Source organism: Vibrio sp. 2304 (assembly GCF_033339475.1).
GTDB classification, from domain to species: domain Bacteria; phylum Pseudomonadota; class Gammaproteobacteria; order Enterobacterales; family Vibrionaceae; genus Vibrio; species Vibrio alginolyticus.
Map to the genome: position 1 here is coordinate 300,612 of NZ_JAWOUQ010000005.1, position 24,452 is coordinate 325,063.

Annotated in this window: 20 protein-coding genes and 3 tRNA genes; 1 reads left to right on the forward strand and 22 read right to left on the reverse strand. The window is 45.5% G+C overall.

Translation table 11 applies throughout. The features are described 5' to 3' along the window. Nucleotides 1–3: 3 nt before the first annotated feature. From R7P64_RS12740 to pncC, 9 genes are all read right to left on the reverse strand, one after another. Nucleotides 4–95, reverse strand: a tRNA-Ser gene (locus tag R7P64_RS12740). Nucleotides 96–124: 29 nt separating this feature from the next. Beyond that, a tRNA-Arg gene (locus tag R7P64_RS12745) sits at nucleotides 125–201 on the reverse strand. 31 nt (nucleotides 202–232) lie between these two features. Then, nucleotides 233–324: transfer RNA gene (locus R7P64_RS12750), tRNA-Ser, on the reverse strand. Between the two features lie 334 nt (nucleotides 325–658). Continuing rightward, entirely contained in the window at nucleotides 659–856 is a 198-nt protein-coding gene (gene csrA / locus R7P64_RS12755) for a carbon storage regulator CsrA (protein ID WP_004415691.1), read from the reverse strand. Nucleotides 857–948: 92 nt separating this feature from the next. Next, nucleotides 949–2,136 (reverse strand): aspartate kinase, encoded by a 1,188-nt coding sequence (locus R7P64_RS12760; RefSeq protein ID WP_005383803.1) that lies wholly within the window; start codon nucleotides 2,134–2,136, stop codon nucleotides 949–951. Between the two features lie 212 nt (nucleotides 2,137–2,348). After that, nucleotides 2,349–4,931: an alanine--tRNA ligase gene (gene alaS, locus R7P64_RS12765; RefSeq protein ID WP_213868949.1), complete on the reverse strand. Its 2,583-nt coding sequence runs from the start codon at nucleotides 4,929–4,931 to the stop codon at nucleotides 2,349–2,351. A 142-nt stretch (nucleotides 4,932–5,073) separates the two neighbouring features. Further along, the gene (gene recX, locus R7P64_RS12770) at nucleotides 5,074–5,541 is read right to left on the reverse strand and encodes a recombination regulator RecX (RefSeq protein ID WP_005383799.1); all 468 of its coding nucleotides are present in this window, start codon (nucleotides 5,539–5,541) and stop codon (nucleotides 5,074–5,076) included. A gap of 127 nt (nucleotides 5,542–5,668) precedes the next feature. Beyond that, nucleotides 5,669–6,712 (reverse strand): recombinase RecA, encoded by a 1,044-nt coding sequence (gene recA, locus R7P64_RS12775; RefSeq protein WP_005380874.1) that lies wholly within the window; start codon nucleotides 6,710–6,712, stop codon nucleotides 5,669–5,671. Nucleotides 6,713–6,912: 200 nt separating this feature from the next. Continuing rightward, on the reverse strand, nucleotides 6,913–7,395 hold the full coding sequence (gene pncC / locus R7P64_RS12780; protein WP_017633544.1) for a nicotinamide-nucleotide amidase: 483 nt from the start codon (nucleotides 7,393–7,395) through the stop codon (nucleotides 6,913–6,915). A gap of 84 nt (nucleotides 7,396–7,479) precedes the next feature. Between pncC and mutS the strand changes: the two genes are divergently transcribed. Continuing rightward, on the forward strand, nucleotides 7,480–10,041 hold the full coding sequence (gene mutS, locus R7P64_RS12785) for a DNA mismatch repair protein MutS (protein WP_005380877.1): 2,562 nt from the start codon (nucleotides 7,480–7,482) through the stop codon (nucleotides 10,039–10,041). Between the two features lie 82 nt (nucleotides 10,042–10,123). On the opposite strand, the gene rpoS is transcribed toward mutS, so the two are convergent. From rpoS to rlmD, 13 genes are all read right to left on the reverse strand, one after another. Further along, a complete protein-coding gene (rpoS, locus tag R7P64_RS12790) occupies nucleotides 10,124–11,110 on the reverse strand; it encodes an RNA polymerase sigma factor RpoS (protein ID WP_005380887.1) in 987 nt (328 codons plus the stop codon). 80 nt (nucleotides 11,111–11,190) lie between these two features. Beyond that, the gene (locus R7P64_RS12795) at nucleotides 11,191–12,114 is read right to left on the reverse strand and encodes a peptidoglycan DD-metalloendopeptidase family protein (protein ID WP_262689200.1); all 924 of its coding nucleotides are present in this window, start codon (nucleotides 12,112–12,114) and stop codon (nucleotides 11,191–11,193) included. 13 nt (nucleotides 12,115–12,127) lie between these two features. Beyond that, nucleotides 12,128–12,754 carry a protein-L-isoaspartate(D-aspartate) O-methyltransferase gene (locus R7P64_RS12800; RefSeq protein WP_005380892.1) on the reverse strand — a complete coding sequence of 209 codons (627 nt, stop codon included), beginning with the start codon at nucleotides 12,752–12,754 and terminating at the stop codon, nucleotides 12,128–12,130. Then, on the reverse strand, nucleotides 12,754–13,530 hold the full coding sequence (surE, locus tag R7P64_RS12805; protein WP_005380894.1) for a 5'/3'-nucleotidase SurE: 777 nt from the start codon (nucleotides 13,528–13,530) through the stop codon (nucleotides 12,754–12,756). The genes R7P64_RS12800 and surE overlap by 1 nt, the downstream gene beginning before the upstream one ends. After that, nucleotides 13,530–14,573, reverse strand: a complete 1,044-nt coding sequence (gene truD / locus R7P64_RS12810) for a tRNA pseudouridine(13) synthase TruD (protein ID WP_170890516.1) — start codon at nucleotides 14,571–14,573, stop codon at nucleotides 13,530–13,532. Before truD ends, surE begins: the two co-directional genes overlap by 1 nt. A gap of 45 nt (nucleotides 14,574–14,618) precedes the next feature. Next, nucleotides 14,619–15,095, reverse strand: a complete 477-nt coding sequence (gene ispF, locus R7P64_RS12815; protein WP_005380896.1) for a 2-C-methyl-D-erythritol 2,4-cyclodiphosphate synthase — start codon at nucleotides 15,093–15,095, stop codon at nucleotides 14,619–14,621. A gap of 13 nt (nucleotides 15,096–15,108) precedes the next feature. Beyond that, on the reverse strand, nucleotides 15,109–15,816 hold the full coding sequence (ispD, locus tag R7P64_RS12820) for a 2-C-methyl-D-erythritol 4-phosphate cytidylyltransferase (RefSeq protein WP_137282365.1): 708 nt from the start codon (nucleotides 15,814–15,816) through the stop codon (nucleotides 15,109–15,111). A gap of 1 nt (nucleotide 15,817) precedes the next feature. Then, the gene (gene ftsB, locus R7P64_RS12825; protein ID WP_005380907.1) at nucleotides 15,818–16,099 is read right to left on the reverse strand and encodes a cell division protein FtsB; all 282 of its coding nucleotides are present in this window, start codon (nucleotides 16,097–16,099) and stop codon (nucleotides 15,818–15,820) included. Between the two features lie 425 nt (nucleotides 16,100–16,524). Beyond that, nucleotides 16,525–17,826, reverse strand: a complete 1,302-nt coding sequence (gene eno / locus R7P64_RS12830; protein ID WP_005383785.1) for a phosphopyruvate hydratase — start codon at nucleotides 17,824–17,826, stop codon at nucleotides 16,525–16,527. A gap of 78 nt (nucleotides 17,827–17,904) precedes the next feature. Further along, nucleotides 17,905–19,545, reverse strand: a complete 1,641-nt coding sequence (locus R7P64_RS12835) for a CTP synthase (protein ID WP_021034029.1) — start codon at nucleotides 19,543–19,545, stop codon at nucleotides 17,905–17,907. 205 nt (nucleotides 19,546–19,750) lie between these two features. Then, nucleotides 19,751–20,554: a nucleoside triphosphate pyrophosphohydrolase gene (gene mazG, locus R7P64_RS12840; protein ID WP_005383780.1), complete on the reverse strand. Its 804-nt coding sequence runs from the start codon at nucleotides 20,552–20,554 to the stop codon at nucleotides 19,751–19,753. Nucleotides 20,555–20,778: 224 nt separating this feature from the next. Further along, nucleotides 20,779–22,998 carry a GTP diphosphokinase gene (gene relA, locus R7P64_RS12845; protein WP_005380915.1) on the reverse strand — a complete coding sequence of 740 codons (2,220 nt, stop codon included), beginning with the start codon at nucleotides 22,996–22,998 and terminating at the stop codon, nucleotides 20,779–20,781. A 123-nt stretch (nucleotides 22,999–23,121) separates the two neighbouring features. Further along, nucleotides 23,122–24,441, reverse strand: coding sequence for a 23S rRNA (uracil(1939)-C(5))-methyltransferase RlmD (gene rlmD / locus R7P64_RS12850; RefSeq protein WP_213898882.1), 1,320 nt, complete (start codon nucleotides 24,439–24,441; stop codon nucleotides 23,122–23,124). Nucleotides 24,442–24,452: the final 11 nt, after the last annotated feature.

Consider the following 24,452-nt stretch of genomic DNA (forward strand, 5'->3'; position numbering starts at 1 on the left):
GAATGGCGGTGAAGGAGGGATTCGAACCCTCGATACGGGATAAACCGTATACTCCCTTAGCAGGGGAGCGCCTTCAGCCTCTCGGCCACCTCACCGTTTTCATTGTTATATCTCAAAAGAGATATGGCGCGTCCTGGAGGATTCGAACCTCCGACCGCCTGGTTCGTAGCCAGGTACTCTATCCAGCTGAGCTAAGGACGCACTTTTTGTTGATAAATCAACGTTGCAAGAATGGCGGTGAAGGAGGGATTCGAACCCTCGATACGGGATAAACCGTATACTCCCTTAGCAGGGGAGCGCCTTCAGCCTCTCGGCCACCTCACCGTCTTGCGGAGGCACATATTACGTTTTACCGAAAATATGTCAAACACTTTCTTTGAAAAAATCTACGAAACTGGCTTAACCGTTGCTGATTTAATCAAAGTGACTATTAAACGAACTTTATCACTCTATTATGATGAAAAAAAGAGAGTCTTCTCTGAAAAAAAGACATTTATTTTCAAATAACTTTCTGAAGTTCGAATCAACATTATTGATGAATTCACAGCCATACTCAACACAATAGTTTCTGCAAATTTTCAAAAACAGTAAAAACTAAAAAGGCCAACCCTTCGGTTAGCCTTTTTCATTCAAACTAAGCTCTGTAAACAGGAGCGACTTAGTAGTTACCTGAAGCAACGTTGCCATTGCCTTTTTCAGCTTGAATGCGCATGTAGATTTCTTCACGGTGAACTGAAACCTCTTTCGGAGCGTTAACGCCGATACGCACTTGGTTACCTTTAACACCTAGTACAGTTACAGTCACTTCATCACCAATCATCAGTGTTTCGCCTACGCGGCGAGTCAAAATTAGCATTCTTTGCTCCTTGAGTAATCTCTAAATTTTCTTGCTACAAAGCTATTATCCAACAAAAGTTATATTTTCGTAAACTACCTTGTTAGCGAAAATCAGCCTAAAAAGGCATGTTTTTGTTGAATGTTTAATGCTTCACTAGACGTAATGTAAGCATCATGCAGAATGTTTGCTGCTGTATCCACACATTCGGGTGCTAAAACTAGCATCATAGTGAGTGCATTCGTTGCGCTGAAATTGATCTCAATATCTCGCTTTGCCAACAAATCGCATGCGTGCTCTACCATTCCATTGGCCTCAAGCCCCACTGCGGTCAACAGGCTTACCACTTCACTATTACGGATTTTGTCGCTGAACACCAGATCGAACTTGGCACATGCATCTTGTTTTATCATGATACCTGCCCGTTCTGTTTCCTCGATCACATTCCAAATGTCGATACCCAACATCTGACATTGTTTTGTAGCACTAGATAAATGTTCTTTATCGACTTCGATTATGGCAAGGTCACGTTGAATGGCTATACCAGAGACGGCTTGATTGCCTAACTCCCCCTTTACCAGACTGCCTTCATTAACATCAAATGTCGAAAGCACGCGCAGTGGCACATTATTCTTCCATGCAAATTGCACTGAAGGTAAATGTAATACTTTCGCGCCTCGGCTTGCCATCGCTTCCATGGAAGGAAAATCGATAACCGCCAATTTTCGCGCGTTTTTCACTACACGTGGGTCACAAGTATAAATACCATCAACGTCGGTAAAGATTTGACACTCATCAGCGCGCAATGCGCCTGCCAGTGCCACAGCGCTCGTATCTGAGCCACCTCGACCTAATGTGGTGATATCCCCGTTCTCATTCACACCTTGAAAGCCTGCAACAATCACGATTTGGTCTTGCTCAAGCAATCCCAGAATTGTCTTAGTATCAATGTGTTTAATCGTTGCGTCATTGTGTTGATTATCCGTCACAATATTCGCCTGTGCTCCGGTAAGCGAGCGTGCAGCATGACCCAATTTATTGAGTGTCATTGCTAACAGTGCCATTGACACTTGCTCACCAGCAGAGAGCAAAACATCAAGTTCTCGAGCTGTAGGCACGCTATCTATCTGTTTAGCGAGGTCCATCAGTCTGTTTGTTTCGCCTGACATTGCAGACACGACAACAACAACTTGATTGCCATCATTTTTCGCCTTAATGATGTGTTCAGCAACTTGGTGGATTCTTTCAATTGAACCCACGGAGGTTCCGCCAAACTTTTGCACGATAAGGGGCTTTTTCACCAGTCTTCACCTTCCCAAGACCGAAGTCTCTTTAGAACTGCTTACATCGTCAGTATTTCCTTTTAGAAAAATTATATAAGCAGTAGTTACAACAAAAACCAAATAGCCTAAATGACTCGGTTAACTTTTGGTCAATTAAACCACTTGGCTGCTAAAAAAAATTACGCTCAATCAAAGAAACTTGATTGAGCGTAATTTTAGTAGTTAAAAGCTTATAAGCGCTCTTCTAACCAAGGCTGAACTGTTTTAATTGCCTCTGGTAGTGCGGCTACATCAGTACCACCAGCTTGAGCCATGTCAGGACGACCACCGCCCTTACCACCGACTTGCTCAGCAATCATCTTAACTAGATCACCAGCTTTTACTTTACCAGTTAGATCTTTAGTCACACCAGCAATCAGGCCAACCTTGTCACCTGTTACGTTGGCAAGCAGTACGACACCAGACCCCATTTGGTTCTTGATGTCATCAACCATAGTACGTAGGTTCTTGCTGTCAGCACCTTCAAGAGCTGCGACTAGAACTTTTGTACCATTGACTTCAACCGCTTTGCCCATGATGTTAGCGCTTTCTGCTGCCGCCATCTTATCTTTTAGCTTCTGCACTTCTTTCTCTAGCGCTTTTGCTTTCTGCGCAGATTCTGACAGTTTCTCTTCGTACTTCGCGTTTTGAGCTTCAATCGCGTCTAATGCAGCCTCGCCTGTTACCGCCTCAATACGTCGAATACCTGCAGCAATGCCGCTTTCTGAAGTGATTTTGAATAGGCCAATATCACCTGTGCTTGATGCGTGAATACCACCGCAAAGCTCTGTCGAGAAGTCACCCATAGACAGTACGCGTACTTCGTCATCGTACTTCTCACCAAACAGTGCCATTGCGCCTTTCTTCTTAGCAGACTCAATGTCCATCACGTTGGTTTCAATCGTGTGGTTGCGACGAATTTGCGCGTTAACTAGACGCTCAACTTTTTTCAGTTCTGCTGCAGTTACGGCTTCTAGGTGTGAGAAGTCGAAACGTAGGTTGTCTGCCTTCACCAATGAGCCTTTCTGCGTTACGTGCTCACCTAAAACTTGGCGTAGTGCTGCGTGTAGCAAGTGCGTTGCTGAGTGGTTTAGAGAGATAGCTGCGCGACGCTCTGCGTCAACGATAGTTGCTACTTCATCACCTTTCGCTAGAACGCCTTCTGCCATTACACCGTGGTGCGCGATTGCGTTACCTAGTTTTTGAGTGTCCTCAACGCGGAATACACCAGACTCAGTACGGATTTCACCAGCGTCACCACACTGACCGCCTGACTCTGCGTAGAATGGTGTTTCACCAAGTACGATGATTGCTTTGTCGCCCGCAGATAGCGAATCTACTTCGTTGCCTTCAACGAACATCGCTGCTACAGAACTAGAGCCTTTAGTACCTGTGTAACCACAGAATTCTGTTTGCGTATCAACTTTGATTGCTGCGTTATAGTCAGTACCGAAGTTACCCGCTTCACGCGCACGTTGACGCTGCTCTTCCATCGCTTTCTCGAAACCTTCTTCGTCGATTGCGAACTCACGCTCACGTGCTACGTCGTTAGTTAAGTCAGCTGGGAAGCCGTAAGTATCGTAAAGTTTAAATACGGTTTCGCCGTCTAGTACTTTACCGTCTAGGTTATCTAGTGCTTCGTTTAGAATCGCCATACCGCGCTCAAGTGTACGACCAAAGTTTTCTTCTTCGATACGCAGTACTTTTTCAACCACAGCTTGTTGACGCTTCAGCTCTTCACCAGCCGTACCCATGATGTCAGCTAGAACGCCAACCAACTTGTGGAAGAATGCACCTTGTGCGCCCAGCTTGTTACCGTGACGAACTGCACGACGGATGATACGGCGTAATACGTAACCTCGACCTTCGTTTGAAGGCATAACGCCATCCACGATCAGGAATGAACATGAACGGATGTGGTCAGCGATAACGCGTAGTGATTGGTTTGATAGGTCTTCGTAACCGATCACTTCTGCTGCTGCTTTGATAAGAGCTTGGAATACATCGATTTCGTAGTTTGAGTGAACGCCCTGCATGATTGCAGAGATACGCTCGATACCCATACCAGTATCTACCGATGGTTTTGGTAGCGGTTCCATAGTCCCGTCTGCGTGACGGTTGAACTGCATGAATACGTTGTTCCAGATCTCGATGAAACGGTCACCATCTTCTTCAGGCGTGCCAGGACGGCCACCCCAGATGTGCTCACCGTGATCGTAGAAGATTTCAGTACATGGACCACAAGGGCCAGTGTCGCCCATTTGCCAGAAGTTATCAGACTCGTACGGCTTGCCGCCTTCTTTATCACCAATGCGAACAATACGATCAGCGGGTACGCCAACTTTCTTGTTCCAGATGTCAAACGCTTCGTCATCGGTTTCGTAAACAGTTACCAATAAACGATCCGCTGGCAGTTTAAGAACTTCGGTTAGGAATTCCCAAGCAAAGGAGATCGCATCTTCTTTGAAGTAATCGCCAAAGCTGAAGTTGCCTAACATTTCAAAGAATGTGTGGTGACGAGCAGTAAAGCCAACATTTTCTAGGTCGTTATGTTTACCACCAGCACGTACGCAACGCTGAGCCGTAGTCGCTCGAGTGTAGGCTCGTTTTTCTAAGCCTAAGAAACAATCTTTAAATTGGTTCATACCTGCGTTTGTGAACAGCAGGGTTGGGTCGTTATGTGGAACTAACGATGAACTTTCTACGATTTGGTGTCCTTTGCTCTCAAAGAACTTGAGGAACGCGTTACGAACCTCATCAGTGCTCATGTACATGCAGCTCTTCCTGAAAATAGTCGAGTTAGAATTTTGCCGTATTGTAGATCATGCAAACAGCTGAGACTAGTTTTCTTGAGGAAAAGAGGGAGTAGGAGAAAAAATTTGAAGCAAAACAAAAATCAGTGCGGACGACTGACCGTTAATCTTCGTCCTCAAAGTTCAGCGCGTAGCTGATTTGGTCAAAACTGTAGCCACGATATTGCAGAAATCGCACCTGTTTAGCGTACTCTTTCTGGTCTTTGGCTTTAATACCTTTGAATTTCTTTTCTGCCGCCTGTTTAGCCAGTTCAAACCAATCTTGCGGCTCTTCAGCCATAGCTTGCTCAATCACCGATTCCGCAACACGCTTCTGGTTTAACTCTTGACGAATTCGACGCTCTCCATGTCCTTTGTATACATGCTGTCTAATTTGACTCTTCGCGTAACGTAAATCATCTAGATAATTATGGTCTAGGCAAAAATTAATTGCGATGTCGATGTCTGATTCTTCATAGCCCTTCATCGATAATTTTTGGTAAAGCTCATACTGACCATGATCGCGACGGCTAAGCAATTGGATAGCTGCCTCTTTGCTCGATAATGTTGGCGCCTGGCGTTTTTGGTACATGATGATCCTAAAAGTATTTTTGCTGTACAGGCTCTCAATGGCCTTTGTGATAATTCGATTTTTGATTTCAATAGATACAACAAAGCCCCGCATTGCAGGGCTTTGTCATTTATTAATCTATGAGAGATTAAAACTCTTCAGCTTGCTCTGGCGCTTCACCAGCTTCAGGCGCTTCCGCAAGTGCTGGCGCTAGCAACATTTCACGCAGTTTTGTATCGATAGTTTTAGCCACTTCAGGGTGCTCACGCAGGTAGTTACACGCATTCGCTTTACCTTGACCAATCTTATCGCCATTGTAGCTATACCAAGCACCGGCTTTTTCAACTAACTTGTGCTTCACACCTAGATCGACAAGTTCACCTTCGCGGTTAAAGCCTTGGCCGTACATGATTTGTGTGTTTGCTTCTTTAAATGGTGCTGCAATCTTATTCTTAACAACTTTGATGCGCGTTTCGTTACCTACGACTTCGTCACCTTCTTTGATTGCGCCAGTACGACGGATATCTAGACGAACAGAAGCGTAGAACTTAAGTGCGTTACCACCTGTTGTTGTTTCTGGGTTACCAAACATCACACCAATCTTCATACGGATTTGGTTGATGAAGATACACATACAGTTAGACTGCTTTAGGTTACCCGTTAGCTTACGCATTGCTTGAGAAAGCATACGTGCTTGCAGACCCATGTGGCTATCGCCCATTTCGCCTTCGATTTCTGCTTTCGGTGTTAGTGCTGCGACAGAGTCGACAACCATAACATCGATAGCACCAGAACGTGCAAGTGCGTCACAGATCTCTAGCGCTTGCTCACCTGTGTCTGGCTGAGAAACTAGCAATGCATCGATATCAACGCCAAGTTTCTTCGCGTATACAGGATCTAGAGCGTGCTCTGCATCGATAAACGCACACGTTTTGCCTTCACGTTGTGCAGCAGCAATAAGCTCAAGGGTTAGCGTTGTTTTACCTGAAGATTCTGGACCGTAGATTTCTACGATACGACCCATTGGTAGACCACCAGCACCCAAAGCGATATCAAGAGAAAGAGAACCCGTTGAGATGGTTTCTACGTCCATTGCGCGGTTATCACCAAGGCGCATGATAGAGCCTTTACCGAATTGCTTTTCAATTTGACCTAGCGCAGCGGCGAGCGCTTTCTGTTTGTTCTCGTCCATTACTTTCTCCGATTTATTCATCTTCTTTGGGCGACGAATAGTAATTCATTTTTCTTAAGCAGAAGAACTGCTCAGCAATGAAAGTTATTATACTGTTGATTCATACAGTGTCCATACCTGTATGAAAAAAATTTGGCTGACCTAAAGTCATGATTTGCTCTAGCCCTTATCAATGCTGGGCTAAAACAATTTAAGAAATTCTAGAGTAGATGTTGATACAATTGAGTCAGCGCATGCTCGACCGCTTTTTTGCGAACTTCTGCACGGTCACCAGTAAAATGCATGGTTTCGACTTGCTGCCAACTTTGGTTATCAGCAAAAGCAAAGCAGACCATGCCGACTGGTTTCTCTTCACTGCCACCACCCGGCCCTGCAATACCACTGATGGACACACCGATGGTCGCATTGGAGTTTTTAATTGCACCCTGTACCATTTCAATCACAACTGGCTCACTCACTGCACCATGCGCTTCTAACGTTGAAGCTTGCACACCAAGCATCTCCATTTTCGCTTCATTACTGTAGGTGACAAACGCACGGTCAAGCCACGCTGAACTACCAGCAATGTCAGTAATGGCGGTTGCAACACCACCACCTGTGCATGATTCTGCGGTCGTTAAAAGATGCCCGTGTTTAGCCAATAATGCGCCTAAATCGGCACTCAATTTTGTTGTTTTTTCCATAGCCAAAATGCCCTTTGTCTCTTTTTACTTGATAGGGATTCACGTATCCTAAGCCGCTACGGAAATAAACAAAAGAACTTACCTGTGAAAGCTGAACAAAAACACACTCCGATGATGCAGCAATACCTCAAGCTAAAAGCTGAGAACCCAGAGATTTTGCTGTTCTACCGCATGGGCGATTTCTACGAACTCTTTTACGATGATGCCAAGCGAGCTTCTCAGCTTCTTGATATTTCATTGACCAAACGTGGTGCGTCTGCAGGTGAACCTATCCCAATGGCGGGTGTGCCATTTCACGCCGTAGAGGGCTACCTGGCAAAACTTGTTCAGCTTGGTGAGTCTGTGGCGATCTGTGAACAGATTGGCGATCCGGCCACCAGCAAGGGCCCAGTAGAACGTAAAGTTGTGCGTATCGTGACACCAGGTACAGTGACGGATGAGGCGCTGCTTTCTGAGCGTGTCGATAACTTAATCGCAGCAATTTACCATCACAACGGTAAGTTCGGTTATGCGACGCTGGATGTCACCTCTGGTCGCTTCCAACTGACAGAACCAGAAACTGAAGAAGCGATGACAGCCGAGCTTCAACGTACCGCACCACGTGAGCTACTGTTCCCAGAAGATTTTGAACCTGTACATTTAATGGCGAGCCGCAATGGTAACCGTCGTCGCCCAGTCTGGGAGTTTGAGCTTGATACGGCTAAGCAACAACTCAATCAACAATTTGGCACAAAAGATCTGGTTGGTTTTGGTGTAGAGCATGCGTCCTTAGGGTTATGTGCTGCTGGTTGTTTGATCCAGTACGTAAAAGATACTCAACGTACGGCTTTACCTCATATTCGCTCTTTAACGTTTGATCATCAGGATCAATCCGTCATCCTTGATGCTGCTACCCGACGTAATCTGGAAATTACTCAAAATCTAGCAGGCGGAACCGATAACACGCTCGCTGCAGTACTCGACCATTGTGCAACTCCGATGGGCAGCCGAATGCTGAAGCGTTGGTTGCATCAGCCTATGCGTTGCATTGAAACGTTAAACAATCGCCTTGATGCGATTGGTGAGATTAAAGAACAAGCTCTGTTTGCCGATCTTCAACCAACGTTAAAGCAAATTGGTGATATTGAACGTATCTTAGCGCGCCTTGCATTACGCTCTGCTCGCCCTCGCGATATGGCTAGACTTCGCAATGCCATGCAACAGCTACCAGAGCTAGAATCTGTCACCGCTTCTTTGACCCATCCGTACCTAACGAAATTGGCGAAGTATGCAGCTCCGATTGACGAAGTATGTGACCTGTTAGAGCGCGCGATTAAAGAAAATCCGCCGGTTGTTATTCGTGATGGTGGCGTCATCGCTGAAGGCTACAATGCGGAGCTCGATGAATGGCGAAAATTGGCAGACGGTGCAACAGAATATCTTGAGCAGCTTGAGCGAGATGAGCGTGAACGACACGGTATCGATACGCTTAAAGTAGGCTACAACAACGTTCATGGCTTCTTTATCCAAGTAAGCCGTGGCCAGAGCCATTTGGTTCCACCGCATTATGTACGTCGCCAAACACTCAAAAACGCTGAACGCTACATCATCCCAGAGCTTAAGGAACACGAAGACAAAGTACTTAACTCGAAATCTAAAGCGTTAGCACTTGAGAAACAGTTGTGGGAAGAACTGTTTGATCTATTGATGCCAAACCTTGAGAAGCTGCAAAACCTAGCTTCTGCCCTGTCTCAACTGGATGTATTACAAAACCTAGCAGAGCGTGCAGATTCGTTAGATTACTGCCGCCCAACGCTTGTGAAAGACGCAGGAATTCACATTCAAGCTGGTCGTCATCCAGTCGTAGAACAAGTAACAACAGAGCCGTTCATCGCGAACCCAATTGAGCTTAACCCAGCCCGTAAGATGTTGATCATCACCGGTCCAAACATGGGTGGTAAATCAACCTACATGCGTCAAACTGCGCTGATTGCATTGATGGCACATATCGGCTCTTATGTACCGGCAGAATCCGCACAGATTGGTTCTTTAGATCGTATATTTACTCGTATTGGTGCGTCAGATGATCTTGCATCTGGCCGCTCGACCTTCATGGTAGAAATGACCGAAACAGCCAATATTCTTCACAACGCAACTAAGAATAGTTTGGTGCTAATGGATGAAATCGGACGTGGTACTAGTACTTACGACGGTCTGTCTTTAGCTTGGGCAAGTGCGGAATGGCTCGCAACACAAATTGGTGCGATGACCCTATTTGCAACCCACTACTTCGAATTAACAGAGTTACCAAGCCAGCTGCCAAACTTAGCGAACGTTCACTTGGATGCCGTAGAACATGGAGACAGCATTGCCTTTATGCACGCAGTTCAAGAAGGTGCGGCAAGTAAGTCTTACGGCCTGGCTGTTGCGGGCTTAGCAGGCGTACCAAAAACGGTCATCAAAAATGCGCGTAACAAGCTATCTCAGCTAGAGCAACTGGGGCAAAACAGTGACACACCGCGTCCAAGTGCAGTAGATGTGGCTAACCAGTTGAGCCTGATTCCAGAGCCTAGCGAGGTCGAACAAGCTCTGTCAGGTATTGACCCTGACGACTTAACGCCACGCCAAGCTCTTGAAGAGCTGTATCGCTTGAAGAAGATGCTGTAAACAGACTCACACCAACGAGAAAAAAAGAAAAAAGGCTATGGGGAACCATAGCCTTTTATGTATCTAGTGAAATACGGATTATTTAATCGTCTTCTACGTTAAACAAGTTTTCCATATTCAAACCTTGTTTGATTAGGACTTCACGAAGACGACGTAAACCTTCCACTTGTATTTGACGTACTCGCTCACGTGTCAGACCAATCTCTCGACCAACTTCTTCCAGCGTCGAAGGCTCGTAGCCTAGTAGGCCGAAGCGACGTGCAAGCACTTCTTTCTGTTTCGGATTCAACTCTTCTAACCAATGAATCAACGATGATTTGATGTCGTCATCTTGAGTCGAAACTTCTGGATCAGAGTTGTTTGCATCAGGAATAATATCTAGCAGCGCTTTCTCACCGTCACCACCGATTGGCGTGTCGACAGAGCTAATACGCTCATTAAGGCGTAGCATTTTGCTTACGTCTTCGACTGGAATATCTAATTGAGCAGCAATTTCTTCTGCGGTCGGTTCGTGATCGAGCTTTTGAGAAAGTTCACGCGCAGTACGCAGATAAATGTTCAGCTCTTTCACTACATGGATAGGTAGACGGATCGTGCGAGTTTGGTTCATCAACGCTCGCTCTATCGTTTGTCTGATCCACCATGTTGCGTAAGTAGAGAAACGGAAACCACGTTCTGGGTCGAATTTTTCGACCGCTCGGATCAAGCCGAGGTTACCTTCTTCAATCAGATCGAGTAGTGCTAGACCACGGTTACTGTATCGACGAGAAATCTTAACAACCAAACGTAGGTTACTTTCGATCATACGTTTGCGTGCCGCTTCGTCGCCACGTAGGGCGCGTCTTGCGTAAAGCACTTCTTCTTCGGCAGTAAGTAAAGGTGAGAAGCCAATTTCGCCCAAATACAACTGAGTTGCATCTAAGCTTTTACTGCTCGCGTCAAATTCTTCACGCGCAGTCGCTTTGCTTTCTGTGGATGATGATCTTTCGAGTTCGTTATCAATGGTCTTCACTGACGCATTATCAAATGCAAACTCTTCAACTTTGGTTACTGTGTTGCTGATACTCATAACGCCTCCCCCTGGCGAGTTAGCAAGACATGACAACTCAATATGTCGCTAAATGATGTCGCAAGTTGTTTTTCAAAGTTTTAAGGCAAATAGCGTTTTGGATTCACTGATTTACCTTGATAGCGAATTTCAAAGTGTAGTTTGACCGACTTTGCACCTGAACTACCCATGGTAGCGATTTTTTGTCCGCTTTTTACGCTTTGTCCTTCTGTGACCAGCAGTTTGTCATTATGTGCGTATGCGCTTAAATAATTGTCGTTATGCTTTACTATAATTAAGTTGCCATAACCTCGTAGCGCATTGCCTGAATAAACGACTGTGCCGGCTGCGGTTGAAACGATAGGTTGACCACGCTGTCCTGCGATGTCGATACCTTTATTTCCCTGTTCTCCCGCCGAAAAGTTCTTGATTACTCTCCCTTTTGTTGGCCACAACCACTTGGAGACTTTATCACTCTTTGCTGTGGTAGTTGGCGCTTTTTGCTTCACTTTTTGGTTATCTTTTAAACCAACATACTCCTTTGTTTTCGATTGTTCAACCTTCTTTGGAGGCTGTTTTTGTACGACTTTAGGCTTAGTCTCTGTAGGTTTTTGACTAGAGTTTTTACTCGAAGGTTTAGGTTTAGAGGCTGTTGATGTTTTCGTCACTGGAGCTGGGGGTGTCGTAACAACAGGAGCCACAACGGGTTCAACTTTTTGACCATATTTAGGGGCGACATATTTCGGAGCCCAAAGTTTTAGCCTCTGTCCTGGGTAGATAGTGTAAGGCTGAGTTAACTCATTGTAACGAACAAGATCATTTACATCTTTATCTGTGACATAAGCTATGAAGTAAAGCGTATCGCCTTTTTTTACCTCATAATAACTCCCTCTGTAACTCCCTCTTTCAAGGCTTGAATAGTCTTTTTTTAGGCTAGAGACAGGTGCAGGGGAATGCGCTGCACAACCAACTAGTCCTGCAGCAAACACAAAGCTAATACCAATATGACGTAGTAACTTATTCACCTATCCCTAACCCTTAAGCTAAATCACCCGCAACCAGAGGTACGAACCGAACCATTTCTACAACGGTAGAGAGATATTCGTCTCCCTTACGCTCTATTTTTAATAACTGTTGTTCCGTATCTCCAACAGGAATGACCATTTTTCCGCCATCTCTTAATTGTGAGAGAAGAGCTTGGGGAATCACTTCAGCGGCAGCGGTAACAATAATAGCATCGAAAGGACCTCGCGCTTCCCAGCCCTGCCACCCATCAGCATGCTTAGTTGAAACATTGTAGATATCCAATTGCTTCAGGCGACGCTTTGCTTCCCATTGCAACGATTTAATTCGCTCAACGGAGTATACATGATCAACAATTTGCGCCAGTACCGCGGTTTGATAACCCGATCCCGTTCCGATTTCCAGAACACGACTCGCCGGCTCTAGCTCAAGCAACTCGGTCATACGAGCAACGATATAAGGCTGAGAAATAGTTTGTCCCTGACCAATTGGTAACGCATTGTTATCATAGGCTTGGTGCATCATCGCTTGAGAAACAAAGCTTTCTCGTGGCAAGCGTTGGATAGCATCCAGAACTCTTTGGTCTTTGATGCCACTGGAGATAAGAAACGCTATCAACCTGTCAGCATGTGGGTTACTCATTACTTCTCTTCCTTTAACCAACTATCCATAGCACGCAGCGACTCGTGAGCGGTGAGATCAACTTGCAGAGGCGTCATTGAAACTCGGCCATGCTCAATTGCATAAAAGTCCGTGCCCTCTCCTGCATCTTGCTCCTTTCCTGGTGGGCCTAACCAATAAATGTCATGGCCTCTCGGATCTTTCTGCTTGATCATATTCTCTGCGTGATGACGTGCACCTAAACGAGTAACTTCAATTTCACCTAAATTCTCTGATGGTAAGTCAGGCACGTTTACGTTCAGTAGACGATTCGTTGGAATCGGCGACGCTAAATGCTGTTGTACAATTTGACGTGCAATTTTAGCGGCGGATTCGAAATGTCGCTTACCCACTAGAGAAAAAGCCACCGACTGAACGCCAAGGAAATGACCTTCCATGGCTGCTGCTACTGTTCCAGAATAAAGAACATCATCACCCAAATTAGCGCCATGGTTGATTCCTGACAGAACAAGATCAGGCAAATCATCTTTCATTAGCTCATTCAGCGCGAAATGCACACAATCCGTGGGCGTGCCTTGCACTGAGTAGATATTTGGGGCAATTTCAGTCACGCGTAATGGTTGTTCTAATGTAAGTGAATTCGAAGCACCTGAACGATTTCGATCAGGTGCGACAATGGTCACTTCAGCGATATCTCTCAACTCATCAGCGAGGGCATGAATCCCTTGAGCATGAACACCATCATCATTGCTGATTAAGACTCTTAAGGGCTTCGGGTTTCGTGAATCCTGTTCCATTAGTATTCTCTTTCTACTTCAACCTCATTAACTAACTCACGAACAATAGAGGTCGCAAAAGATCCCGCATCCAGTGAGAAAGTCAGCGTAATGTTGTTACCTTCAACCGTCCAAGCTAAATCTTTTGGCTTTAGCGCAATATCGCGACGGTCGTGGCGCATGCGATTACCACGAATCAGCGCCATGAGGTCAGGCTCTTCGTCTAAAAACGGTTGCTCTAATGCCAGAGCCTCAGTTTGAGTAGGCAGTGCATTATCGCCAGCAAGCGCAGCGGTAATTGCCGCTTCACCTTGCGCAAATTGCACTTGCAGAGCAGCAATGTTGTTTGCATCAATCAACTGAGTGCCAGAATTCGTCTGCGCAATGTCACCATCAATGAACTTATCAAACACACCATTCTCTAGACGAGCTGAAACGATACGGTTGAAAATCCACGAACGAGCCGCTGATAAATACATACTGCGCTTGTTTTGATTGCGGGTACGAACGTTTTCGCGTCCCCATCGACGTGCTTCTTCAAGGTTGTTGCCATCGTTACCAAAACGCTGACTACCAAAGTAGTTTGGCACGCCAACTTGTTTCACTTTTTCAAGACGTTGCTCTACATCCGCTATATCTGTCACTTCAGACAAAGTAACCACGAACTCGTTCCCTACTAGGTCACCAGGACGCAGTTTTTTATTGTGACGATCTGTTGCAAGGATTTCGATACTTGGGTATTGAGCCAAAAACGCTGAAAAATCTGGCGTTTCACCTTTCGGTAAATGGACACTTAACCACTGTTCCGTCACCGCATGACGGTCTTTAAGACCCGCCCAGCTAACGTCTTTCGACTTAACACCACAGGCTTTCGCTAACTCGTTAGCAACGAAGCTGGTGTTCTCGCCCGTTTTACGGATACGAACCATTAGGTGCTCGCCTTCGCCCGTAAAGGCAAAACCTAAATCTTCGCGAACCTGAAAATGCTCTGGCTGCGCTTTAATTTTTGCCGATGCAACTGGCTTACCCGTTAGGTAAGCCAATGAAGATAAAATGTCTGACATGATGTGTTTCCGCTGATATCACAGCTTAGGGGAGCAAATTGCTAGTTATTGCTTAAACAGAAGTACAACGGCTTCCGTTGCAATGCCTTCTTTGCGTCCAGTAAAACCGAGACGTTCTGTCGTCGTCGCTTTTACGTTAATGTTACTAATGTCGGTTTCTAGGTCTTCGGCTATCGCCGCACACATTGCGTCAATGTGTGGTGCCATTTTAGGCGCTTGTGCCATGATGGTTACATCAGCATTGCCAAGACGGTAGCCTTGCTCTTTAACTCGACGGTAAACGTCTTTCAGTAATTCACGACTGTTTGCGCCTTTCCATTTATCATCCGTATCTGGGAAATGACGACCAATATCGCCGGCAGCAATCGCGCCCAGCAGAGCATCCGTTAACGCATGCAACGCTACATCGCCATCTGAGTGAGCAATCAAACCTTGTTCGTAAGGAATCGCTACACCACCGATAATTACCGGACCTTCACCGCCGAATTTATGTACGTCGAAACCATGACCAATTCGAATCATTTTCTATCCTTTCTTATTCGCCGCGCTCACGGCTTAGATAAAACTCGGCTAACGCAAGATCTTCTGGCTGAGTGATTTTTATATTGTTCGCATTCCCTTGAACTAAGGCTGGCTTCTCGCCTAGCCATTCCAAAGCCGAGGCTTCATCGGTAATGGTTACACCCTGTTCTAATGCGTCAGCCAGTGCTTGAGTAAGCTGCTGAGTTTTAAACATTTGTGGAGTCAGTGCATGCCACAATGCTTCTCTATCTACCGTATGATCGATATCTTGTACTGCGTTTGCTCGCTTCATTGTATCTCTCACAGGAGATGCGAGAATGCCACCCGTTGAGTGAGCGCAGCAAACATCAATCAAACGGTCAATGTCGGATGTTAATACACATGGCCTTGCAGCGTCGTGAACTAATACCCACTCGCTTTCCAGATGCTCATTGACATAGTTTAGCCCTGATAACACAGAGTCTGCTCTTTCTTTACCACCAGCTACACGAATCACATCTGGGTGCTTAGCAATGGACAATTCTGGGTAATATGGGTCGCCGTAAGTAATGGCAACGACAACCTTAGAAATATTTGGGTGAGAAAGCAGTTTCTCTACGGTATGTTCCAGTACCGCTTTACCTTCGATCAATAAATATTGCTTAGGGCGATCTGCCTTCATTCTGCTACCCACACCAGCAGCAGGCACAATTGCGATATGCGATGAGTTCATATCCAACATTTTAATGGTTTTCCTCACCTATAATGCGGTAAAAAGTCTCGCCATCTTTAACTAAACCGAGCTCATGACGCGCACGTTCTTCAATCGCATCAAGACCTTGCCTTAAGTCATCAATCTCAGCGAACATTTCATTGTTGCGAGCTTGTAGCTTGCTGTTCACTTGTTGCTGAACTTCAATTTCATCTTTTACTGTGTAGTAGTCAGACACTCCGTTTTTACCAAACCATAGAGTGTATTGAAGCAAGCCAAACAGTAGCGTAAGGGCTATAACAAAGATTCGCATATCACTGCTAACATTCTGTACCGGAAGGAATTAGATAAGGTGACATATATAGCATAAATGCGAGGTTGCCTCTAGGGGAGAAAGGGAGACTCACACGCTCCTTACAAGAAATAAGCAGCAAAATGAAACAAAGAGACTTCTCTACTCTCTCCTCGTTCTATGGAATCACAAATGAACGTAAGCGAAAGACATCAAAAAGCAAAGCCTGTTCTCATATGTCAGATACAAAAACACCCCGCCAAAGCTGGGTGTTTTTAAAGTTTTAAGTTAAGCCGTTAATTCAGTTAAGAATTAAGCTTGACCTTTAACTTCTTTAAGATCGCTTACTTGAAACATGGACTTAGCGCTTCCGTTATATAAAAAAACACCCCGCCAAAGCAGGGTGTTTTAAAAGCTTTAAGTTAAGCAGCTAATTCAGTGAAGAATTAAGCTTGACCTTTAACTTCTTTAAGACCGTTGAAAGGAGCGCGCTCACCTAGAGCTTCCTCGATACGGATTAGCTGGTTGTACTTAGCAACACGGTCAGAACGGCTCATAGAACCAGTTTTGATTTGACCTGCAGCTGTACCTACCGCTAGGTCAGCGATAGTTGCATCTTCAGTTTCGCCAGAACGGTGAGAGATTACTGCTGTGTAACCTGCGTCTTTAGCCATCTTGATTGCAGCTAGAGTCTCAGTTAGAGAACCGATTTGGTTGAACTTGATAAGGATAGAGTTAGCTACGCCTTTCTCGATACCTTCAGCAAGGATCTTAGTGTTAGTAACGAATAGATCGTCACCTACTAGTTGAAGCTTGTCACCTAGTAGTTCAGTTTGGTGCTTGAAGCCATCCCAGTCAGACTCGTCTAGACCGTCTTCGATAGAAACGATTGGGAATTGGTTAGCTAGCTCAGCTAGGTAGTGGTTGAACTCTTCAGAAGTGAAAGTTTTACCTTCGCCTTTCATGTTGTAGATGCCAGCTTCTTTGTCGAAGAACTCAGATGCAGCACAGTCCATAGCTAGAGTTACGTCTTTACCTAGTTCGTAACCAGCAGCTGCAACAGCTTCTGCGATAACTTCTAGAGCTTCAGCGTTAGATTTAAGGTTAGGAGCGAAACCACCTTCATCACCAACTGCAGTGCTGTAGCCTTTAGACTTAAGAACTTTAGCTAGGTTGTGGAATACTTCTGCACCGATACGTAGACCTTCTTTAAGAGTCTTAGCGCCAACTGGTTGGATCATGAACTCTTGGATGTCAACGTTGTTGTCTGCGTGCTCACCACCGTTGATGATGTTCATCATTGGTAGAGGCATAGAGAACTGACCTGCAGTGCCGTTTAGCTCAGCGATGTGCTCGTATAGAGGCATGCCTTTCGCAGCAGCAGCAGCTTTAGCGTTTGCTAGAGAAACAGCTAGGATAGCGTTAGCACCGAATTTAGATTTGTTTTCAGTGCCGTCTAGTTCGATCATTACTGCGTCGATTGCAGCTTGGTCTTTAGCGTCTTTGCCAACTAGAGCTTCAGCGATTGGGCCGTTTACAGCTTCAACTGCTTTAAGAACACCTTTACCTAGGAAACGTGCTTTGTCACCGTCACGTAGCTCAAGAGCTTCGCGAGAACCAGTAGATGCGCCAGATGGAGCTGCCGCCATACCTACGAAACCGCCTTCTAGGTGTACTTCAGCTTCTACAGTTGGGTTACCACGTGAGTCGATGATTTCACGACCTAGAACTTTAACGATCTTAGACATTAATGTTTCCTCTCGTTTCAAATATAAATGTCAATCTTAAAGGGCAGCAGCACAACCTTCGCCGCCGCCCGTATCCTTTTACTTCTCGAATTCGCCGCGTGCGTTTTGGCCCGCAGCCTTAACAAAACCTGCAAACAATGGATGTCCATCGCGAGGAGTCGAGGTGAATTCTGGGTGGAACTGAGCCGCTACAAACCATGGGTGAGCTGGGTTCTCAATCATTTCCACTAACTTCTTGTCCGCAGATAGACCTGATACTTTTAGGCCTGCTTTTTCGATTTGCGGACGAAGCACGTTATTCACTTCGTAACGGTGACGGTGACGTTCATGGATCGTCGCGCTACCGTACAGTTCACGAGCTTTAGTCCCTTTCTCTAGGTGACACAGCTGTGAACCAAGACGCATCGTACCGCCTAGGTCAGACTTTTCAGTACGCTCTTCTACGCTACCTGATTCGTCTACCCACTCTGTGATCAAACCTACCACAGGGTACTTAGTCTCTTTGTTAAATTCTGTTGAATGTGCACCTTCCATACCCGCAACGTTACGCGCGTATTCGATTAGTGCAACTTGCATACCCAAACAAATACCTAGGTAAGGCACGTTATTTTCACGTGCATATTGAGCCGCACGGATCTTGCCTTCAATACCACGATCGCCGAAGCCACCTGGTACTAGGATCGCGTCCAAACCTTCTAGAAGTTCAACGCCTTTTGTTTCGATATCTTGTGAGTCTACATACTTAATTGTGACGCTTAGACGGTTTTTCAAGCCAGCGTGTTTAAGCGCTTCGTTCACAGATTTGTATGCATCTGGTAATTCAATGTATTTACCAACCATACCGATGGTTACTTCACCAGTAGGATTTGCTTCTTCGTAGATAACCTGTTCCCATTCAGAAAGGTCTGCTTCAGGAGCAGTAATACCAAAGCGAGCACACACAAGGTCATCTAGCCCTTGAGATTTAATCAACTGAGGGATCTTGTAGATAGAGTCTACATCCTTCATTGAAATTACTGCTTTTTCTGGAACATTACAGAACAGTGCGATTTTTTTACGCTCATTCGCAGGAATAACGCGATCGCTACGGCAAACTAGGATGTCTGGCTGAATACCGATAGATAGAAGTTCTTTTACAGAGTGTTGCGTCGGCTTAGTTTTCACTTCGCCCGCTGCCGCTAGGTAAGGAACAAGTGTTAGGTGCATGAACATTGCGCGCTCACGGCCTAGCTCAACAGCTAGCTGACGAATCGCTTCCATAAATGGTAGTGATTCGATATCACCAACAGTACCGCCAACTTCAACGATAGCCACATCATGGCCTTCAGAACCTGCAATAACGCGATCTTTGATCGCGTTAGTGATATGAGGGATAACTTGAATAGTTGCGCCTAGGTAGTCACCACGACGTTCTTTACGAAGTACGTCGGCATAAACACGACCTGCAGTGAAGTTGTTACGCTTGGTCATCTTGGTACGGATGAAACGCTCGTAGTGACCAAGGTCAAGGTCAGTCTCTGCGCCATCTTCTGTAACGAACACTTCACCGTGCTGAGTAGGGCTCATTGTGCCCGGGTCAACGTTGATGTAAGGGTCAAGCTTCATCATAGTCACTTTAAGACCACGAGCTTCTAGAATAGCCGCAAGAGATGCTGCTGCAATACCTTTACCTAGAGAGGATACAACCCCGCCAGTAACAAAAATGTAATTTGTCGTCATGTTTAACCTGAAATTGGTTGAATGAGGGAAATGGAGTGCTTCTGGACGGGAGATAAATATACCAGAAGCTCCTTACCGCCACAACGTGAAATCTATCACACCGTAATTTTTTATTTTTTGCTTCAAATCAAAGTGAGCAAAGACAAACCAAAGTCCGTTTTCGTGTAACCAAACAAGCGGACCTTATATTATGTATTCTGCCAGTTTACCTCTGCCTCGATTCTTCTTGTTTTACTTCATCCCAAAAATGGTCAAGTTCTGATAAAGAACAATCTGTAAGTACTTTGCCTGACTGCTGGACCTTGCCTTCAACTTGTTTAAAACGTCGCGCAAACTTTACGTTTGCTTTTCCTAGTGCGACTTCTGGGTTTTTATCAAGGTGGCGAGCCAAATTGACAGTCGCAAATAGCAAATCACCGAGCTCCAACTCAACTTTCTCTTCATCGGGCTGAACTTGCAGTGCCTCTTCCATGACTTCGTCAATTTCTTCTCGTACTTTATCGACAACCGGGCCAAGTGAATCCCAATCAAACCCAAATTTTGCACATTTTTTCTGAATTTTTGTAGCACGAGAAAGTGCCGGTAAAGAGTTTGGTATTGAGTCTAGGATACTTTCTTCCGCTTTGCCTACTAGGGCTTTTTCTTTTGCTTTTTCCGCTTCCCAGTTCGCGTTAATTTCCTCGTCAGATTCAAACTCAACATCTGAAAAAACATGCGGGTGGCGACGAGTCAGTTTTTCGTTCACGGTTTCAACGACATCCGAAAAGTCAAACAGCTCTTGCTCTTTCGCTAGCTGACTGTAAAAAATCACCTGAAACAACAAATCCCCTAGCTCTTCTTTTAGATTGGGCCAATCTCGATTTTGAATCGCGTCCACCACTTCGTAGGTTTCTTCTATAGTATGCGGAACGATGGTGTCAAAGGTTTGTTTTAAGTCCCAAGGGCAACCGTTTTCTGGGTCACGCAGCTTCGCCATGATTTGTTCTAACTGTTCAATTGGATGACTCATTTTTTGTTCCTTTAAACCTTTCTATTAAAGAAAAAGGTGAGCAGCCAAAACCACTCACCTTCTACATTATATTTTCTCAGCAGCTTTCACTAAGTAATTGTTACTTTGACAAGGCAACAAATTTTCGCGACTCCTGAGCATAGCTCGCCTATGTGATGAGCCTGGGCCGGCACTCCGGAGTGAGCGCAGGCAACAACGCTACAACGATAACTATGACGAGAGTTTTAGCCGAGGCGTTTCACCGTCATGACATCCTTGATCTGTTCCACACGCTTCGAAACCCGCGAAAGCACCTCAATATTGGTGACTTCTAGGTCAAAGTCCATGATGGCAAGTTGACGTCTGTAGTCGACTCGGTTCTTCATACTGGTCACTTTGATCTTTTCGTTGGCGAACAGTGTCGTAATGTCTTTGAGTAGACCACCTCGCTCCATCGCTTCAACACGCACGGTGAGGATGTATGACCCCACAAAGCCGCTGCCCCAGACTGTATCGATGATGCGCTCTGGCGCATGATGGCGCAGTTCTTCTAGCTGTTCACAGTCACTACGGTGTACTGAAATCCCACGACCTTGCGTTATGTAACCAGAGATATCGTCACCTGGAATTGGCTGACAGCAACGTGCTAGATGTGTCATTAGGTTATCGACGCCTTCTACTACAACTGCGTCTTTTTTCGGTCGGCTTTGCGCGGGTGATTTATGCTCAGCTTCTTGCAGTTTTTCCAGTGCTTGCTGGTCTTCTTCCTCTGCCGTTGGCTTGTTAACTAACGCGTTGATATGGTTAATGATTTGGTTGATGCGCAAATCACCGCTACCTACCCCAACATACAATTCATCTGGTGTTTTGACGTTAAACCGCTTGAGGGCGTAATGCTCTGCATCTTTTAACGTTGCGCCAATTTTGGCTAACTCATGCTCAAGGATTTCACGACCTGCTTCGAGGTTCTTCTCACGGCTTTGTTTTCGGAACCAGGCGTTAATTTTGGCACGCGCACGACCAGAATGAACGAAGCCTAATGATGGGTTTAACCAGTCACGTGATGGGTTAGGTTCTTTCTGAGTGATAATCTCGACTTGGTCACCCATATGTAATTTATGCGTGAACGGCACAATACGACCTCCGACTTTGGCACCGATACAACGGTGTCCCACTTCGGAGTGAATGTGATAGGCAAAATCTAGCGGCGTTGCCCCCATTGGCAAATCGACAACATCACCACGTGGTGTAAAGGCATAAACACGGTCATCAAAGACTTGGCTACGCAGCTCATCGAGCATTTCGCCAGAGTCAGACATTTCTTCTTGCCAATCCAGTAGCTTACGCAGCCACGTGATCTTCTCATCATAACCGCTTCGGCTGCTTGCCCCTTCTTTATATTTCCAGTGCGCTGCAACCCCCAGTTCCGACTCTTCATGCATTTGCTTGGTACGAATCTGGATCTCGATGGTTTTGCCTTCTGGCCCTAGAATTACTGTATGGATCGATTGATAACCGTTTGGTTTAGGGTTAGCAACGTAGTCATCAAACTCGCTCGGTAGATGCTTGTATTTGGTGTGAACTACGCCTAAAGCCGCGTAACAATCTTGCAGTTTGTCTGCGATGATACGCACTGCTCGCACATCAAACAGCTCATCAAAGGCCAAACTCTTTTTCTGCATTTTTCGCCAAATGCTGTAGATGTGCTTAGGTCGACCACTCACTTCGGCATTGATGCCCGACACTTCCATTTCGTGCGTGAGGTCTTCAACAAAGTCTTTGATGTATTGTTCACGAACGATGCGTCGCTCAGAAAGCTGTTTGGCAATTTGTTTGTAAGTTTCCGGTTGTTGGTAGCGGAAAGCGTAATCTTCAATTTCCCATTTCAGCTGACCGATGCCTAATCGGTTTGCTAGCGGCGCATAGATGTTGGCACACTCTTTTGCCGCCGCACGTCGAACTTCATCTGGCGCTTTTTTAACTTCAATAAGGTTACAAATTCGTTCCGCGAGCTTGATAACTACGCAGCGGAAGTCATCCACCATGGCAAGCAGCATGCGGCGTACGTTATCTACCTGAGATGACGCTGCACTGCCTTCCATGTTGACGTTGAGTTGGCCAATAGCAGCCATTTCTTCAACGCCGTCGATTAATTTTATGATTTCTTTGCTGTATTTCTCTTCCAGAATTTCTCTGTTAAAAGCACCACTTGAAACCAAAGGAAACAGTTGAGCAGCCACTAAAGTGGCTTGATCCATAGACAAGGTGATCAAAATTTCGATCATTTCTCGTCCACGCCACAACAACAGCTCCGCTTGCTCGTTATCAGCCAATACCGTCTGGCAATCTCGATATACTTCGATTAAGCGTGAGGCTGTGTTTTTCTCTTGTCCTAGGCTAGCCACCCAGTTTTCGAGTTCAAACTGTTCATCTTGGTTTAAATGCGCGCTTCTTACCGCAACCATCTCATCATCCTAATTATTATATTCGTGTGGTTTGACTAACACCGTCCAGGTTAGTTCTTTTTACCGCGCGTACACGCTGGCTTTATGACCACCCACCACAAATAAGGGGTCAAAGTCCTAAAGTTAGGACTTTTCAAACAATGCCATCGATTCTAGATGACTGGTATGAGGGAACATATCCAGCATACCTAATTTAGTTAATTTATAGCCTTGCTCTATCAAGCTTTGACTATCCCTAGCAAGGGTAGCAGGATTACAAGAAACATAAACTACACGCTGTGCGCCAAGCTCAGAAACTTGATCGATGATCCCACTCGCTCCCGCGCGTGCCGGGTCTAATAATACTTTATCAAACCGCTCTGCGGCCCAGGCTTGGCCTTCAAAATCTTGCTCAAGGTTAGCGTGATAAAATTGCGCGTTATTGATTTGGTTCAAAGATGCATTGTTTGTGGCTTTTTCTACCATCTCTGCAACACCCTCTACTCCAACCACGTGCTTAGCTAATTTCGCAACTGGTAAACTAAAGTTGCCTAAACCACAGAACAAATCTAACACTCGGTCACTTTTTTGTGGGTCTAACCACTCAACCGCTTGCTTGACCATTTGTTGGTTTACACCTTGGTTTACTTGAATAAAGTTATTTGGTGCAAAAGGGATTTTCACTCCAACTTCTTGATAAAAAGGCATATCGCCTTCGATAAGGTCTAATTGTTCTGTCGATGGCATCAAGTACAACGATGCGCCATGACGTTTTGCCAACTCCGTTAGAGATTGAGTTTCACTCGTTGTCAGAGCGCTCAAGTGGCGCAGCGTAATACACGGTCCATTATCACCAAGTACCAGCTCTACATGACCCAATTGTTCCGGCTTTTTGAACGCTTTTAGGGCTGAGTAAATCTCTGGCAGCAAAACATTCAGTTCCGGTGCCAGCACTAGGCAATCGGTCACTTGCGCAATTTGCTTACTCTGCTTTTTACGGAAACCAAAATGTAGCTGACGTGTTTTTTTATCAACAAACAAGCTCACTCTCGCACGGCGACGGTAGGCCTGCGAATATCCCAATAACGGGGCATCTAGTTCAATATCACTGCCTGAAAATTTTCGCATTAGCTGACGCAACGTTTGCTGTTTGTACGTCAATTGTTGGTCATAATCTAAATGCTGCAAATCACAGCCACCGCACTCATGATAATGTGGGCAAAATGGCTCCACACGAGCTTCACTCGGCTTAAGGATTTTAATCAACTTACCGCGAGCGTATTTGCTCTTTTCTTCCACCAATTGAGTGACCACCTCCTCACCCGGCAGTGCTCCATCAATAAACAATGGCTTCTTTTTGAGGTAAGCAATGCCTGCGCCGTGGTGATCTAAACGCTCTACTTGCACTGCTTGGTGCCGAGTATTGAGTTGGGTTTTCTTTTTCGGTTGAAAGATGCGTGCCATGCTCTATGCCT

Bases quoted from the DNA above. Each gene is read 5' to 3' on its own strand.
- csrA (WP_004415691.1), bottom strand. From the start codon at position 856: ATGCTAATTTTGACTCGCCGCGTAGGCGAAACACTGATGATTGGTGAT.
- recA (WP_005380874.1), bottom strand. From the start codon at position 6,712: ATGGACGAGAACAAACAGAAAGCGCTCGCCGCTGCGCTAGGTCAAATT.
- relA (WP_005380915.1), bottom strand. From the start codon at position 22,998: ATGGTTGCGGTAAGAAGCGCGCATTTAAACCAAGATGAACAGTTTGAA.
- ftsB (WP_005380907.1), bottom strand. From the start codon at position 16,099: ATGCGAATCTTTGTTATAGCCCTTACGCTACTGTTTGGCTTGCTTCAA.
- mazG (WP_005383780.1), bottom strand. From the start codon at position 20,554: ATGAGTCATCCAATTGAACAGTTAGAACAAATCATGGCGAAGCTGCGT.
- ispF (WP_005380896.1), bottom strand. From the start codon at position 15,095: ATGATTCGAATTGGTCATGGTTTCGACGTACATAAATTCGGCGGTGAA.
- R7P64_RS12800 (WP_005380892.1), bottom strand. From the start codon at position 12,754: ATGAGTAACCCACATGCTGACAGGTTGATAGCGTTTCTTATCTCCAGT.
- alaS (WP_213868949.1), bottom strand. From the start codon at position 4,931: ATGTACATGAGCACTGATGAGGTTCGTAACGCGTTCCTCAAGTTCTTT.
- R7P64_RS12835 (WP_021034029.1), bottom strand. From the start codon at position 19,545: ATGACGACAAATTACATTTTTGTTACTGGCGGGGTTGTATCCTCTCTA.
- rlmD (WP_213898882.1), bottom strand. From the start codon at position 24,441: ATGGCACGCATCTTTCAACCGAAAAAGAAAACCCAACTCAATACTCGG.
- rpoS (WP_005380887.1), bottom strand. From the start codon at position 11,110: ATGAGTATCAGCAACACAGTAACCAAAGTTGAAGAGTTTGCATTTGAT.
- recX (WP_005383799.1), bottom strand. From the start codon at position 5,541: ATGTACCAAAAACGCCAGGCGCCAACATTATCGAGCAAAGAGGCAGCT.
- truD (WP_170890516.1), bottom strand. From the start codon at position 14,573: ATGTCAGACATTTTATCTTCATTGGCTTACCTAACGGGTAAGCCAGTT.
- ispD (WP_137282365.1), bottom strand. From the start codon at position 15,816: ATGTTGGATATGAACTCATCGCATATCGCAATTGTGCCTGCTGCTGGT.
- eno (WP_005383785.1), bottom strand. From the start codon at position 17,826: ATGTCTAAGATCGTTAAAGTTCTAGGTCGTGAAATCATCGACTCACGT.
- pncC (WP_017633544.1), bottom strand. From the start codon at position 7,395: ATGGAAAAAACAACAAAATTGAGTGCCGATTTAGGCGCATTATTGGCT.
- surE (WP_005380894.1), bottom strand. From the start codon at position 13,530: ATGGAACAGGATTCACGAAACCCGAAGCCCTTAAGAGTCTTAATCAGC.